Raw genomic sequence first — 14,155 nt, 5'->3', positions numbered from 1 at the left:
GGAGCGGCCACTTCTATGCGCGGTACGCGGTCGGTACGGTCCTCGCCCCACAACGTCGTGAGGGGGCACGGACCGAAGACGGGACGCCGCCGCCCGGCCAGGACGACGGGACGGGCCGCCCTGGCCGTCATCCTGCTGCTGCTCGCAGGCTGCACGAACTCACGAGGACAGTCGGACCCCTCCCCTCCGTCCGCACGGCACTCCACGCCGGGCCTTCGGTCGCACCCGACGGTCGCGGTCCGGCCCTGCGAGGTGAACGCGTTCTTCAGCGTGCCGCCCGGCGACCCGTTGCCGAGGACCGTACGTCTGCCGGACCCGCTCACGATGCCGCCCGGAGCAGTCGTCGCCGGAGTGCGCCTGGGCCGTGGTGAAGCCGTCCACTACGTCCTCGGGCCGGAGGGAGCCTGCGACATCTACCTCGGCGCCGACGGCGCCAGCCGTATCGGACTCGGGCCGGCTGACGGAAGTGCGGGGATCTGGGAGGTCTTCTCCCCCGGTGGAGCCGCCATGCAGGCGACGTACGGCTGCGCGTACATTCCTGAGGTGGCACGTCTCGCTCCGGGAGCGGAATGCTCGAAGCCTCGGGGTACCGAGGTCCGGCCCATACCGACGGGTGTCCGCGGCCTCTACGCGTCACTTGTCTGGGCGAAGCGTCCCGGCTCCGGGGATCTGTGGGGCCGGGGGGACGCGGAGGACAGCGAGACGACGGCGCGCTATGGCACCGTGGCCCTGTTCCTGTCCCGTCAATCGACGTACTCGGGGCACCGGTATTCGGAGGGGCTGTCGATCTCCTGCAGTCTGCCGGACCGGCAGGACGACATCTGCACCGCGAGCCTGGGCCTGTTCCTCACACAGACGGAACAGGCTCCCGCCATGGGGACGGGCGATCGCAGGCGCGTGGTCCGGGCCATCCACTCGTTCGTCGGACAGCATCGGTCCTGATGGCCGCCTGGGGACCGGCGGTAGGGCGTACCAGGTGGCGGTGACCCCGGCTCCGGGCGGAGAGGGTGCCGATGGGCTCGTGCGGTGACCTGACCGCGAGGTCCTCCGGGTCGTGCCCCACGGCGGCTGGTCCGGGGGAGCCCCGGCCGGGGCTCCCCCGGACAGTCAGTCGAGGAGCAGGGGGTCGGGCAGGGAAGCCGCCGGGTGCATGCGCAGCAACGTGTGCACGACGCCCGCGAGCCCTGACATGAGGCTCGGGGAGAAGGCCTCCCGGGCCAGCCCGCCCACCGGGCCGCGCTGTTCGAGACTGGTGAGGATCTCACCGTCCAGCCCGGCGCGCTCGCCGAACTCCATGGCGGTGAGGAACTGCCACAGCCCCAGGTCCCCGTGGCACAGCGTGTGGCTCCAGCCGAAGCCCTCCGCGGCGCAGGCGGCCGCGGCCCGCCGGGCCATGTCCAGGCGGGCCGGATCGCCGGTGCGCCGGTGGAGGTCGAGCATGCCGGTCCCGATCCCGGCGCTGCCGTGGCACCAGCTCGTGAAGAAGTCCTCCTCGGCGCCGACCCGGACGTCCTGCCAGTTGCCGGCTCCGGGCCGCCACAGGGACTCCTGGTAGGCGAAGGCACGCTCGGCGAGCCCGCTCCAGTCGCGCCGTTCGGCCGCTGACCCCGCCTCGCTCAGGGAGAGCCGGGCCAGCGCCCAGCCGATGCCGGTCGCGCCGTGGGCGAAGCCTCCGATGCCCTCCGGGTTGAGCCGGGTCGTCCAGCGCGCGCCGCTCGCGTCCACGACGGCCAGCCCGGCCAGCCTGCGCCCGATGTGCGCGGCGGCGGCCAGCCAGCGGTCCTGCCCTGTCGCCTCGGCCAGGTCGAGCAGCGGGACGATGCCGCCGGCCGCCCCGTTCAGCAGGTCCACCTCGACGTCGTCGTCGACGAGCGGGCCCTCCAGCAGTTCGGCGCGTCCGGCCGCCCGCTCCAGCAGCCGGTCCTCGCCCAACACCCGGTGCAGCGCCAGCCAGGTCCACACCTGCGACGCGGCGCCGCTGAACGCCCCGGCCGAGGGGGTCGGCGTCCGCTCCTCGGTACCGGCCAGCACGCGCAGCGCGCCCTCGTACGTCTCCGCGACGCCCGGCACCTCGTCGGCCCGGCCGGCCCGCGCCTCGGTCAGGTACTCGGCGAGGGTGAGGGCCACCCCGCCCTGCCCGGTGTACAGGTCGGCGGGCAGCACCCTGATGGACCATCCCGCGGGCGTGAAGACGGGACTGATCCAGGTGACCGTGCCGTCCTCGCCGCGCACCGCGCCGTCGCACAGCCGCCGCACCATCCGCGCCGCCAGCTCCCGGCGCCGCCGCTCCGCGTCGCGTGCGTGCGGGTCGTGCGCGGCCTCCTGCACCCGCGCGGGCAGCGAACGCTCGTTGAGGTAGGCGCCCACCAGCGCGTCCTGGATCACCGACTCCTCCAGCTTGAGGTCCGCGGTGCGCCAGTCCTCGACCGTGGCCCGGACGGCCGCCGGGTCGACGGTGAAGGTGAACATGGGGACGTCGCCGGCCAGGAGTTCCGCGATCTCGCCGTCGATCGTCTCCCGGTCCGTCGGCGCGCCCGGCAGCACCTCGGCGTTGCGCCGCAGGATGTCCCGGGCCCGTTCGACGGCCGCCGGCTCGTCGTGCAGCGACGCCGGGTGCCACAGCATCCGGCCGATGTCGACGTACGCCTGCGTCGGCCGCAGGATCCGGCGCGCCCGGGCGCCCTCGAAACGGCGCAGCAGCCGGCAGGGGTCGGTTCCGGGCCGGCGCAGGTGTGCGGTCATCTCCTTGAAGCCCGTCAGGACCCGGTCCCAGTACGCGCTCAGCACGGGGGTGGGGCTCGGGTGGTTGCCCGCGCCGGGCATGGCCACCAGGTCCACCTGGAAGCGGGCCGCCGCGGTGCCGCCGTCCGCGATCACCGGGTTCGGGATCAGCGGCTGCTGTCCGGGCAGCGCCCCGACGCCGGAGATGTCCACCCCGCCGAGCGCGAAACCGGTGCCGCGCACGGGCAGCAGTCCGGTGCGCAGCACCGTGCGGCGGATCGCGGCGGCCGCCACGTCCACCGCGTCGCCCCGGCCGCTGGGCGGGAAGGGAGCGGGAGCGTCGAAGAGCGTCTCGGCGTCCACGATGACGGGCACCGGGCCCGCGGCGATCATGTTCTCGGCGTGCATGTCGGTGCCGCCGGTGAAGCGCAGCACGGCCAGCCAGTGGCCGATGTTGCGGTAGAACGCGGCGAGTTCGGTGTCATCGGCGCAGTAGCGGTGGCCGACGAACTCGGCCCAGCCGTAGCCGCCGCGCCCCAGCATGCGCGGCACCCGGATGCGTTCCCCGGGCGCCGGCGCGTCGGGGAGGTCAGCGTAGATCTCGTCCAGCAGCCCGCCGAGCGCCACGTCGGTCTCCGGCGGGCGCGGCTTGTACATCACGCTGCCGCCGGCGAAGTCGGCCCGACTGACCGTGAGGCCGCCCCGGTGGCTGTCGCCCGCCCCGAACGTGACGGCGCGCAGCTCGCCCGCCTGCGCCCCCAGCAGCCGGCGGAGCAACACCCGGTCCTCGGCCAGTCGTTGCGCGAAACCGGTCGTCGCCGTCACCGAAAGGCGGGCCACCGAGGCGACGCGGGACGCGAGGGTCGGGTACCGGCCCGCCAGCCGGTCGAGGTAGCCGTCCTCGCAGGCCCGCTCGATGAACTCGCTCCAGATCCGGGTGCCGGTGCCCGCCGCCGCGTCCTCGGGTACGGGTCCGCCTCCGGCCGTCATGCGCAGCGCGTGCAGTTCGATCAGGAACAGCCGGGACAGTTTGGCGTGCAGGGACCGAAGCAGCGCGGTGTGACCGGCCTCCAGCACCGTCGCGCGTTCCGCGCGGTCCAGGCCGTCCACGGCGGCCAGCCGCCGGGCCAGCTCGTCCCGCCACGGCCGGGCGATGTTCCGTACGGGCCGGGCGAACCACTCGGTCTCGCCCGCTTCCTGCCGCTGTGCCACCGGTCCGCTCACCGTTCGCCGTCTCCCTCTCCGCACCACGTCCACGCCCCGCTGGGCCCGCCGACAGGACGAGGGAGCCGCGCCGCCTCGCACGCGGCTCCCCCGCTCACGCGATCAGCAGCACCAGCTGCCGTGCGACCCGCTCGGGCTGGAACAGAAGCCGTACAGGGAGTCGCTGGGGTCGGTGAGCGCGGCCTCCGCGGCGGCGCCGCCGACGTACAGCGGCCCGGCGGGGTTGATCTGGCCCTGGGCGCTCTCGGCGCCCGACAGCCAGGCTTCGAGCACGGCGGCGGTGTGAACACTGGACTGCGGCATCTACGGCCTCCGGAGGATGGGTTCGGGCGGATTGCCCGGCCTCCCGAGTATTGCGACATCCGAACATCCGTCAGATGCCTGATCCGGCCACAGTCCGCCGGCCCTACTGATGCCCCCTCCAGGAAACCGGGACGGTGCGTCCGGCCCGCCCGCCCCCTCACAGCGGACGTGCTTGACCTGCGTGTAGTCGAACGGCCCGCTGAGGGACGGATCGCTGCCGGCGCCGGAGTGGCACCCTCCGCCCTGGGGCGTCACCGAGACGGTCAGGCCGTGAGCGGTCACCCTGACGATGCCGTTGTGCAACGCCCGGCCCGCGCGCACGGCCCGGTCTCGGCCGCGGGTCCGGATGCTCGCGGCCCGGTGCTGCGAAACGGCGTTCGCCATCCGGAACGCCTCGGCCTGCCGCGTGCACGGCTGGATCGCGACGCCCCTCCCCCACCCGGCGAAAGCCCCCGGCCCTGGGACGAACGCGAGCGGCCCCGCCGGAACACCGCCCGGCGGGGCCGCTCGTCGCGCCGCCGTCAGTCGTGCTGCGACGGCGCGATCGTGGGCGCCTGGTCGCTGCGGCCCGCGGGATCGTGGGCGACGCTGCCGCGGCCCTCGCCCCCGTGGGCCGGGTCCGCGCCGGCGGAGCCGGTCCCGGTGCCGACGGCCCGGTCACCGTGCCCCGGCCACCAGGCGGCGTGTCCGATGAGCGCGGTGAGACTGGGCGTGAAGAACATCGACATCACGAAGGCGGCGACCGCGATGCCGAAGGAGACGGCGAAACCCATCTCCGTGAGCAGCGCGTTGCCCGCGAGCATCATCGTGGCGAAGGTGGCCGCCAGGATGAAGCCGGCCGCGGCGACGGTCGGCCCGGCGTGCCGGAGTGCCATGCCGGCCGCCTCACGCGGCTCGCGCCCCTCGCGGGCCTCCTCGCGCAGCCGGGCGATCATGAGGATGTTGTAGTCGGTGCCGATGGCGACCACGAAGAGGTACATGATCACCGGCAGCATGAACATCAGGCCCGGGTGGCCCTGGCCGTTCTGGAAGATCCACACGGTGGCACCGAGGGTGGCGCCGAAGCCCAGGCCCACGGAGGCCATCAGGTACCAGGGTGCGACCACACTGCGCAGCAGCAGCCCCAGGATGACCATGATGAGGATCGCGGCGACGGGGAAGACCGTACGGTAGTCGTGGTTGACCGCGGCGTCGATGTCCTTGTAGATCGAGGACATGCCGCCGACCAGTGCCTCCGTGCCGTCGGGGGCGTCGGCGTGGGCGACGTCGCGCACCCGGCCCACGGCGTCGATGGCCTTGTCCGTCGACGCCTCGTACTTCAGCGTGACCGTGAAGTCCGCGGTGGTGCCCGCCTTGTTGACCTGGGTCATGCGGGCGTCCGCGACCCCGTCCACGGCGCCGAGCTTGCGCGCGTAGGAGTCGAACGCGCCCCGGTCCAGCGGCTTGCCGTCGGTGCTGGACAGGTAGACGTCGGTGGGAGCGGCCGCGCCCGCCGAGTACGCCTTCTGCATCTCGTCCTGGGCGACCATGGACTCCTTGGTCTTGGGCATGGAGCCGGACGCCAGGTCGAAGGTGGCGTTGAAGTTGAGAATGCCCAGCGACAGCACGACCAGGACGAGTCCCGACAGTCCGGCGGTCAGCGCGGGGCGGCGCTGCACCGCGCGGCCGAGGGCGGCGAAGCGGGCGTTCTCCGGTTCCCGCTGCCAGGACTTGGACGGCCAGAAGACCTTCGGCCCGATGAGCGAGACCACGGCCGGGATCAGGGTCAGGCCCGCGACCAGCGTGGCGGCGACCGCGATGGCGAGCGCCGGACCCATCTGCTTGAGGAAGCCGAGCGTGGACAGCACCAGCGCGAGGAAGGCGATGATGACCGCCCCGGCGGCCGAGGCGATGGCCTCACCGACCCGGTCGACCGCGTTGACCATGGCCTGCTTGGGTTCGTCGCCGGCGCGCAGGCGTTCGCGGTAGCGGAACATCAGGAACAGGAAGTAGTCCGTGCCCACGCCGAAGAGCACGACGATCAGGATCGACGAGATCGAACTGTTGGCCTGCAGGTCGAACAGCTTGGTGGCGTAGGCGATCAGCCCGTTGGCGACGGCGGACACCAGGCCGATCAGGATCAGCGGCAGGACGGCGAGGATCGGCGCCCGGAAGATGATCAGCAGCGTCACCAGGATGATGACGAAGGTGCCGATGCCGATCAGTGCCTGTCCGCGTTTGGAGGAGTCCTGCTGGTCGAGCGCCTGGGCCGCGGAGCCGCCCAGTTTGACCTCCAGGTGCGTGCCCTTGGCGAGTTGCTTGACGTCGTCGCGCAACACCGCGGCCGCGTCGGCCTGTTCGGGCTGGCCGGCTTTCTTGCTGTCCATCTGGACCAGGGTCAGGTCGTACCTGCCGTCCTTGGACGGCTGGCCGGGGACGACCTTCTGCACCTGGTCGATGTGCTTCTTGCCCAGCTCGGTGGTGATCCGGGCGACGTCCTGCTTGTCGGCGTCGGTCAGCCGGCCGCCGTCGGTGCGCTGGTACAGCGCGATCGCGGACGGCGTGAAGGCGCTGGGGAACGCCTTCTGCTGCAGGTCCGCGGCTTGGATGGACTCGTAACTCTTCGGCAGGAAACTGCTCTCGTCACTGTTCGAGGGCAGGGCGGGAGCGGTGGCGACGATCGCCACCGCGGCGATCAGCCAGGCCACGATCGTCCAGACGGGATGTCGGACGACAGCGTTGCCTATTCGTCGGAACATGCGGGGGGTCCTCCTGGCCAGGAAGATCACCGCAGCCCGGGGAGCGGACCCCGGCATCGGCGACCCCGGCCGGCGCGCGTCCAACACACCGGCCGAATGGTTGTCTTAGGGTCACATGCTAGTGACCGCGCAACGGGATCATCCCAGCAGACGCGCCCAGCCACGACCGGATATCGGGCGGCCCCCGCCGGCGGGCCGGAAGGAGCACCGGACATGACCACGAACAGCGTCCCAGGGCTGCCGCACCGCACCCCCGAGGGCATCCTCTGGGAGCCCAGCGGCCGCTGGGTGCGCGGCCGTACGGCCGGGGTCACGGTCGTCGACAGCCGCCACCCCGTCCTCGTGTGGGAACCCGGCGTGCCGGTGCCGCTGTACGCCTTCCCGCGCGACGAGGTCCGCGAGGACCTGCTGCGCCCGGCGCGGAACCCGCCCACCGGCGTCCACACCGGATCGACGGTCTTCTACGACCTGGAGGCGGACGGCGAGTCACGGGCCAACGCCGCCTGGACCTTCCCCTCGGCCGCCCTGGCGGACCACATCGCCTTCGAGTGGGCCCGACGCACCGGCACCGGCCTCGACCACTGGTACGAGGAGGAAGAGGAGATCTTCGTCCACCCCCGCGACCCGCACAAGCGGGTCGACGCCCTCCCCAGCAGCCGGCACGTCCAGGTCGAGATCGGCGGCACACCGGTCGCCGGCAGCCGCCGCCCGGTCCTGCTCTTCGAGACGGGCCTGCCCACCCGCTACTACCTGCCCCGCGAGGACGTCCGCCTGGACCTGTTCGAGCCCACCGGGCACAGCACCGGCTGCCCCTACAAGGGGACCGCCGCTTACTGGTCCTGGCGCGCCGGGGACGACGTCCCGGCCGACGTGCTGTGGAGCTACGCCGATCCGCTGCCCGCGGTGGGCGCGATCAGGGGGCTGCTCGCCTTCTACAACGAAGCCGTCGACATCACCGTGGACGGCGAGCGTCTGGAACGCCCGGTCACCCACTTCACCCGGCGCCGCTGAGACGCCGGCCGCCGGGTGCCCCGGGTGGCGGTACCGGATCGGGCGCCCCGGGGTGGGGGTACCGGCCGGTGGATCTCCGGTGCGATGATCACCGCGGGGTTCGACGAACCCGGCCGGGTGTGGGAGCTCCGTGACCCCTCCGGGAAACTCCCCTCCTCACGACAGGAGTTCGCAGTGAGCAGTGTCCGCCACGACGTCAGCCTCCTCCCCCCGCCCCGGGTCGAGGAGGTCAGCGAGAACGTCTTCGCCTACATACAGCCCGACGGCAGCTGGTGGATCAACAACACCGGGTTCCTCGTGGGGCGGCGCGGCGTGATCAGCGTGGACGCCTGCTCGACCGTGCGGCGCACGCGGGCCTACCTGGACGCGATCGGCACCGTCACGTCGCAGCCGGTACGGACCCTGATCAACACCCACCACCACGGCGACCACACCTTCGGCAACCACCTGTTCGACGGCGCCACCATCGTCGGCCACGAGGCGACCCGGACGAGCGTCCTGCAGTGGGGCGAGCCGGGCGCGGCGGCCGCGTTCTGGACCGACGTCGAGTGGGGCGACGTCACGATCGAACCCCCCTTCCTCACCTACACGGAGGGCGTCACGGTGTGGTCCGACGACCTGCGCGCCGAGGTGCGCCACGTCGGCACGCCCGCCCACACCACCAACGACTCCATCGTCTGGCTGCCCGAACGGGGGCTGCTGTTCAGCGGCGACCTGCTGTTCAACGGCGGCACGCCCTTCCTCCTGCAGGGCTCCGTGGCCGGTGCCGTGAAGGTGCTGGAGGAGGTGGTGAAGCCGCTGGGCGCGACGACCATCGTCCCCGGCCACGGCGGGGTCGCCGGTCCCGAGCTGGTCGACGAGGTGCTCGGCTACCTGCGGTTCGTGCAGCGCACCGCCCGGGCGGGCCGCGACGCCGGGCTGACGCCCCTGGAGACCGCCCGCGAGACCGACCTCGGCGAGTACGCCGGGCTGCTCGACGCCGAGCGCATCGTCGGCAACCTGCACCGGGCGTACGCGGAGCTGGAGGACGGCCCGCTCGGCCGGCCCGTCGACGCCGCGGCCGCCCTCGGCGACATGGTCGCCTACAACGGCGGACGCCCCCTCACCTGCCTGGCCTGACGGCGGGCCCCCGACCGGCAGCCTCACCAGGGCGCCGCATGTCAGAGTGACGAACGGCCGTCGAGCGTGTGCTGGTGCGCGCGCCTGCCACCCGCCCGATCCTCTAACCTGTGCTGGAGCGGGCTGGGGAGGGGGAGCGGCGACGAGCATGTACTTCGACATCGGTGACGAGACCGTGTGGAACCCCTCGAACGGTGCCGGCCGCCTCTTCATGCGACAGATCGAGGTGTTCGAGGCGGAACTCGAGCTGCCCTCGGGAATCGGCCAGGGCAAGTACTGGGGCGACCCGGACACACTCGAGGTCGATCCGGCCGCGTACGCGGATTTCGTACGCGGCCTGGTCGACCGGCACTGCCGGACGGGGCACTCCGTGATCCTCGCGCTCTCCGAAGGCTTCGTGGCGACGGCGCTCGCGCTCGCGCGGCGCGCGGGAATCGAGGTGGAGATGCCCGAGCCGAGGTCCGGCGATGTGCGTGGTGGCGTCCAGCGCGATGTGCAGGTTCCCGGCGACCCCCTGACCGCGTCGGCCGCCGCCGTCACCGCGCTGGACAGGCGAGCGCGGGAGCTGGACCATTGGATGCCCCGCTGAGCCGATGCACCCGAGGCCGCCCCTTGCCGCCCCCGCATCCCGACTGCTCGCTATTTCCGTGGCGAGTTCTGGCCAGGCGGATCCGTCAGGGGCGTAGCGTCCGCGGCCGATCGAGCAGGCCTTCCTTCCCCGCAGCCGATCCCGCGGACGCGCTGTGCGGCGTCCAGGGCGTCACCTGCCGGAGCTGAGCCAGTGGTGCAGGGCCGCGTGCACGCTGTCGGGCAGCGCGCTGAGCTCCTCGATCACTTCACGGTCCCCTGGCCAGGGAGCGATCCCGGCAGCGGTCAGCACCGCGTACAGGTTCAGGCGCCGCAGGTCGCGAGGATCGACGCGGCAGGCGATGCGGTCCGCGGACTTGGGCGGCGCCAGCAGGAAGTCCTCCGCCGGGACGTCGTGCCGCACTCGGTCGGTCGATGCGGTGGTGGTCTGCATGATCTCGCTCCGTTCTGCCTGCGCTTCGTTCGCACGGCCGGCACCCATGGCACCGGGTGTGCTGTGCACTTGGTGGGCCGCACAACCCACCCTCCCCACCGCCACGCCTGATACGCGCAGTACACGAGCGTTGTTACCTATCACCCATAATTCCGTGACTCTTACCTGCATGATGCATCAACAGGTGGAATCTGCTCTTTGACACCCCGTCAACCCGTACCACCGCCAGGAACGTTGCTCCGCAGGCCCACCCCGCCACCTGACCGACACCCGAAAGTGAGTGACAACCACCCGCACCGGCTCGGGGGAACGCGCCGTGAAGCAGAGTCCTGAGCCGCGCGGCCAGTTGCGCCATCGAGGTCAAGGACCTCGGTCCGAACGGCCACTTGAGTCCCTGCCTTGGGGCAGGCGTCGTGAACCGGGCGAGGGCGCGCCGCCTCGCGTGAGGCATCGACCCCGCCGGGGTGCCCACGAGGTTCGCCTCGGAGACCTCACCGGCGGACGGGCTTGCCCGCACTGCCGCCGCCCTCCTTATGGACACCCCGCGAGACGACGTGCTCTCATGCTGGGTGCGTGATTTACATCGTTGGAAGAGCGCGCCCCGGCCCTACCGGACCGCGTGCTCCTGGTACGTCCGCACCTCGCCCCCCGGGGACCCAGACGCACCCTGCGCGGCGCTGTCGGCGCCATGACGTGCGCAGGACGGATGAGTCACCCGGTCGACAGGAGAACGGAGTTGCGCATGCCAGCCATAGGGACCAGCCGTCGGCTGAGATCAGCGCGGCGGCTGGTGGGGGGCGCCGTCGCCCTCGTCACGGCCGCCGGAACGATGGTGGCCCACACCGGTGCGGCGACGGCCGAGGCCGCCACGCGGGCGACCGTCCCGACCGTCTCCTCCGGGGACGCCCGCTTCCAGATCCTCTCGCCCACCCTCATCCGCACCGAGTACGCGGGAGACGGCGAGTTCACCGACGATCCGACGTTCAACGCCATCGGCCGCGACGGATTCGCACCAGCGGCCTACACCGCCACCACGTCCGGCGGCTGGCTCACCATCAAGACCACGGGTATGACGGTGCGTTACCGGGTAGGCTCCGGCGCGTTCGACGCCGAGAACCTCTCCGTGCGGCTCACAGCCGGCGGTACACCGGTGACCGCCACCCCCTGGCACCGCCTGACCTGCACCCTGGGCGCGCTGTGCGAGGCCGAGAGTCTGCGGCTCAGCGGGGTCTCCCTGGCCTCCGACCACCGCGGGCACACCGGCACCGGCTTCGCGGCGGGTTTCGAAGGCACCGGCAGTTCGGTCTCCGCTGACATCGATGTCAGCGATGCCGGCGCCTACGAGCTGGGCCTGAGGTACGCCAACTCCCGTGGCGGTGACGGCCAGACCAGGACGCGCACGCTGACCCTGACCGTGGACGGCGGCGCGCCGCAGACGGTGAGTATGCCGACCACGGCCGACTGGGACACCTGGGGCCTGGCGACCGCGAGCCTGCGACTCGGCGCGGGACACCACACCGTCGCCCTGACCCGCACCGCCTCGGACTCCGGTGACGTCAACCTGGACAGCGTCGCACTCGTACGCGCCGGCGACCCCTACCCGCCGGCCTCGGCCACCGCGATCCCGGACTGCCGTTTCGGCGTGAGCTGCGAGGCGGAGGCCGCGCGGACCGGGGGCACGGCGGCCGCCGCCACCGACCACGCGGGATACGCGGGCACCGGCTTCGTCGCCGAACTCAACCAGGGAGCGAGCCTGTCGACCCACGTGGTCGGCGTGCCCGCCGACGGCGTCTACACCCTGCGGGTGCGGTACGCCAACGGCACGGGCGGCGACGGCCGGCACGAGAGCCGCACCGCCGGCGTCGAAGCGGGCGGCGCCACCGGCACCCTCACCTTCCCGGCGACGAAGGACTGGGACGACTGGCAGACCGCCTCGGTGCCCGTGACCCTCAAGGCGGGCGCCGACGACATCACCCTGACCTGTCCGGACACGGCGAGCTGCCACGTCAACGCGGACACCGTGTCCGTGGCCGCCCCGGACGCGGCCGCTCCCCCGCCGCACATCGCGCTCGGCGGGTACCGCCGCGGCCTGGACGGAGTGAACGGCGACTCCCCCGTCGTGACCACGCCCGGCCTGCTCAACAAGGACGGGTGGTACCTCCTGGACGACACGCCGTCGGCCCTGTACGACACCGCACGGCAGCAGGTCACTCAGCGGCCCGGCCACGGCGGCGCCCCCTACCAGGACGGCTACCTCTTCGGCTTCGGACACGACTACAAGCGGGCGCTGGCGGACCTGGCCACGCTGACCGGTCCTCCCGCGCTGCTGCCCCGGTGGGCCTACGGCGTCTGGTACTCCGAGTACATCGACCGCACCGCTGCCGACTACCGGGACAGGATCCTGCCCGCGTTCCGGTCCGAGGGCGTTCCGCTGGACGTCCTGGTCACCGACACGGACTTCAAGGCCGTGAACGACTGGAGCGGCTGGGAGATGGATCCGGCCCGGTTCCCCGATCCCAAGGGCTTCTTCGACTGGTCGGCGTCCGAGGGACTGCACAACACGCTCAACGTGCACCCCGGCATCCTCGCCTCCGATCCCCAGTTCGCCCAGGCGCAGGCCACGGCCAAGGGCAAGCTGACCAAGGGAGGCTGCGCCCCGGCCGCCAGTGTCCAGGACAACTGCTACACCTTCGACTTCGGCGACCCCGACCAGCTCAAGGCGTACATGGACCTGCACCGCACGATGGACCGGCAGGGCAACGACTTCTGGTGGCTCGACTGGTGCTGCGACGCGTCGCAGTCCTCACTGGCGGGCGTGACCCCGGACGCCTGGATCAACCAGCAGTACGCCGCGGCCGGTTCCGCCGAACGTGGCTTCGTCCTCTCCCGGGCCTACGGCTCGCTGCAGGCCGGCGGGTACAGCGGTCAGCAGGCGCTGCCGACCGGGCCGTGGGCGGACAAGCGCACGACCGTCCACTTCACCGGCGACACGTCCTCCACATGGGGGGTGCTCAGGCAGGAGGTCGGCTACACGCCGGGCGAGTCCGCCGCGACCGGGATGGCCGCCGTCACCCACGACATCGGCGGCCACAACGACACCACGGGGCTGACCGGTTCGGAGACCTACACGGACGGCGGGAAGCTCCGCACCACGCACAAGCTGCCCGACGACCTGTACGCGCGCTGGGTCCAGTTCGGCGCGTTCCAGCCCATCGACCGCCTGCACAGCAACCACAGCGACCGGCTGCCCTGGCAGTACGGGACGGCGGCACGGCGGTCGGCCGACAAGTTCCTGAACCTCCGCGAGAACCTGGTGCCCTACACCTACTCGCTCGCCGAGGAGGCGCACCGCACCGGCGTGCCGATCGTGCGCCCGGCCTATCTCGAGTACCCGGACGAGCCGCAGGCGTACGCCGTCGCGGACAGCGAGTACTTCTACGGCTCCGACATGCTGGTCGCTCCGGTGACCACCCCCGGCGCCTCCGCGACCAGGCCGGTGTGGTTCCCGCCGGGCCGGTGGACCGACTACTTCACCGGCGAGACCTACACCGGCGGAACCACCCACGACGTCACCACCGGTCTCGACTCGATGCCGGTGTTCGTCAGGGCCGGCGGCATCGTGCCCACGCGGACGCACGACGTGACCGGCGACGGCCACGGCGCCCTGACCGACGTCACACTGACCGTCTCCACCGGCGCCCCGGGCTCGTACCGCCTCTACGAGGACAACGGGACCAGCGCGCGCAGGAGCGCCACGACGACGATCCGGTACCGGCAGACCGGTTCACGGCACAGCGTGTCGATCAGCCCGGTCAGAGGGTCGTTCCCGGGGCAGGTCCACAAGCGCCGGTGGACGCTGACGCTCCTGGGCGGTGCGGCCCCCGCCGAGGTGACCGCCGACGGGACCAGGCTCCGCCCGGACGCCTACCACTGGGACGACGGCACCGGGACGCTGACCATCGCCCTCCCCCGGCACGACGTGCACACCCCTGTCACCGTCACCTACCGGTAGGACGGC

Annotated in this window: 10 protein-coding genes; 5 read left to right on the top strand and 5 right to left on the bottom strand. The window is 72.3% G+C overall.

Going from position 1 to position 14,155, the window contains the following annotated elements; translation table 11 throughout:
• Positions 1–324 precede the first annotated feature (324 nt).
• Positions 325–942, top strand: coding sequence for a hypothetical protein (locus TNCT1_RS16465; protein WP_143632626.1), 618 nt, complete (start codon positions 325–327; stop codon positions 940–942).
• A 165-nt stretch (positions 943–1,107) separates the two neighbouring features.
• Here TNCT1_RS16465 and TNCT1_RS16460 read toward each other — a convergent pair whose 3' ends face one another.
• From TNCT1_RS16460 to TNCT1_RS16445, 4 genes are all read right to left on the bottom strand, one after another.
• Complete coding sequence (locus TNCT1_RS16460; RefSeq protein ID WP_216856623.1) at positions 1,108–3,945, bottom strand: type 2 lanthipeptide synthetase LanM family protein; 2,838 nt, start codon at positions 3,943–3,945, stop codon at positions 1,108–1,110.
• A gap of 102 nt (positions 3,946–4,047) precedes the next feature.
• Positions 4,048–4,248, bottom strand: coding sequence for a DUF6229 family protein (locus TNCT1_RS16455; protein WP_143632624.1), 201 nt, complete (start codon positions 4,246–4,248; stop codon positions 4,048–4,050).
• A complete protein-coding gene (locus tag TNCT1_RS36945) occupies positions 4,249–4,668 on the bottom strand; it encodes an aldehyde dehydrogenase family protein (RefSeq protein ID WP_373920481.1) in 420 nt (139 codons plus the stop codon). It abuts the gene before it with no gap.
• 101 nt (positions 4,669–4,769) lie between these two features.
• Positions 4,770–6,986: an MMPL family transporter gene (locus TNCT1_RS16445; RefSeq protein ID WP_143632620.1), complete on the bottom strand. Its 2,217-nt coding sequence runs from the start codon at positions 6,984–6,986 to the stop codon at positions 4,770–4,772.
• A gap of 213 nt (positions 6,987–7,199) precedes the next feature.
• Between TNCT1_RS16445 and TNCT1_RS16440 the strand changes: the two genes are divergently transcribed.
• The 3 genes from TNCT1_RS16440 (at position 7,200) to TNCT1_RS16430 (ending at position 9,705) form a co-directional block, all read left to right on the top strand.
• Positions 7,200–7,997: a DUF427 domain-containing protein gene (locus tag TNCT1_RS16440; RefSeq protein WP_143632618.1), complete on the top strand. Its 798-nt coding sequence runs from the start codon at positions 7,200–7,202 to the stop codon at positions 7,995–7,997.
• Between the two features lie 174 nt (positions 7,998–8,171).
• Entirely contained in the window at positions 8,172–9,116 is a 945-nt protein-coding gene (locus tag TNCT1_RS16435; RefSeq protein WP_143632616.1) for an MBL fold metallo-hydrolase, read from the top strand.
• A gap of 148 nt (positions 9,117–9,264) precedes the next feature.
• Positions 9,265–9,705: a DUF6086 family protein gene (locus TNCT1_RS16430; RefSeq protein WP_143632614.1), complete on the top strand. Its 441-nt coding sequence runs from the start codon at positions 9,265–9,267 to the stop codon at positions 9,703–9,705.
• 171 nt (positions 9,706–9,876) lie between these two features.
• Here the strand turns inward: TNCT1_RS16430 and TNCT1_RS16425 are convergent, their stop codons facing one another.
• On the bottom strand, positions 9,877–10,137 hold the full coding sequence (locus TNCT1_RS16425; protein WP_143632612.1) for a hypothetical protein: 261 nt from the start codon (positions 10,135–10,137) through the stop codon (positions 9,877–9,879).
• Positions 10,138–10,966: 829 nt separating this feature from the next.
• Between TNCT1_RS16425 and TNCT1_RS16420 the strand changes: the two genes are divergently transcribed.
• Entirely contained in the window at positions 10,967–14,149 is a 3,183-nt protein-coding gene (locus TNCT1_RS16420; RefSeq protein ID WP_143633248.1) for a TIM-barrel domain-containing protein, read from the top strand.
• Positions 14,150–14,155 lie beyond the last annotated feature (6 nt).

The organism is Streptomyces sp. 1-11 (assembly GCF_007176755.1).
Classification (GTDB): Bacteria; Actinomycetota; Actinomycetes; order Streptomycetales; family Streptomycetaceae; genus Streptomyces.
Note: the sequence above shows the minus strand (reverse complement) of the source record. Positions and strands in the feature narration are given on the sequence as shown.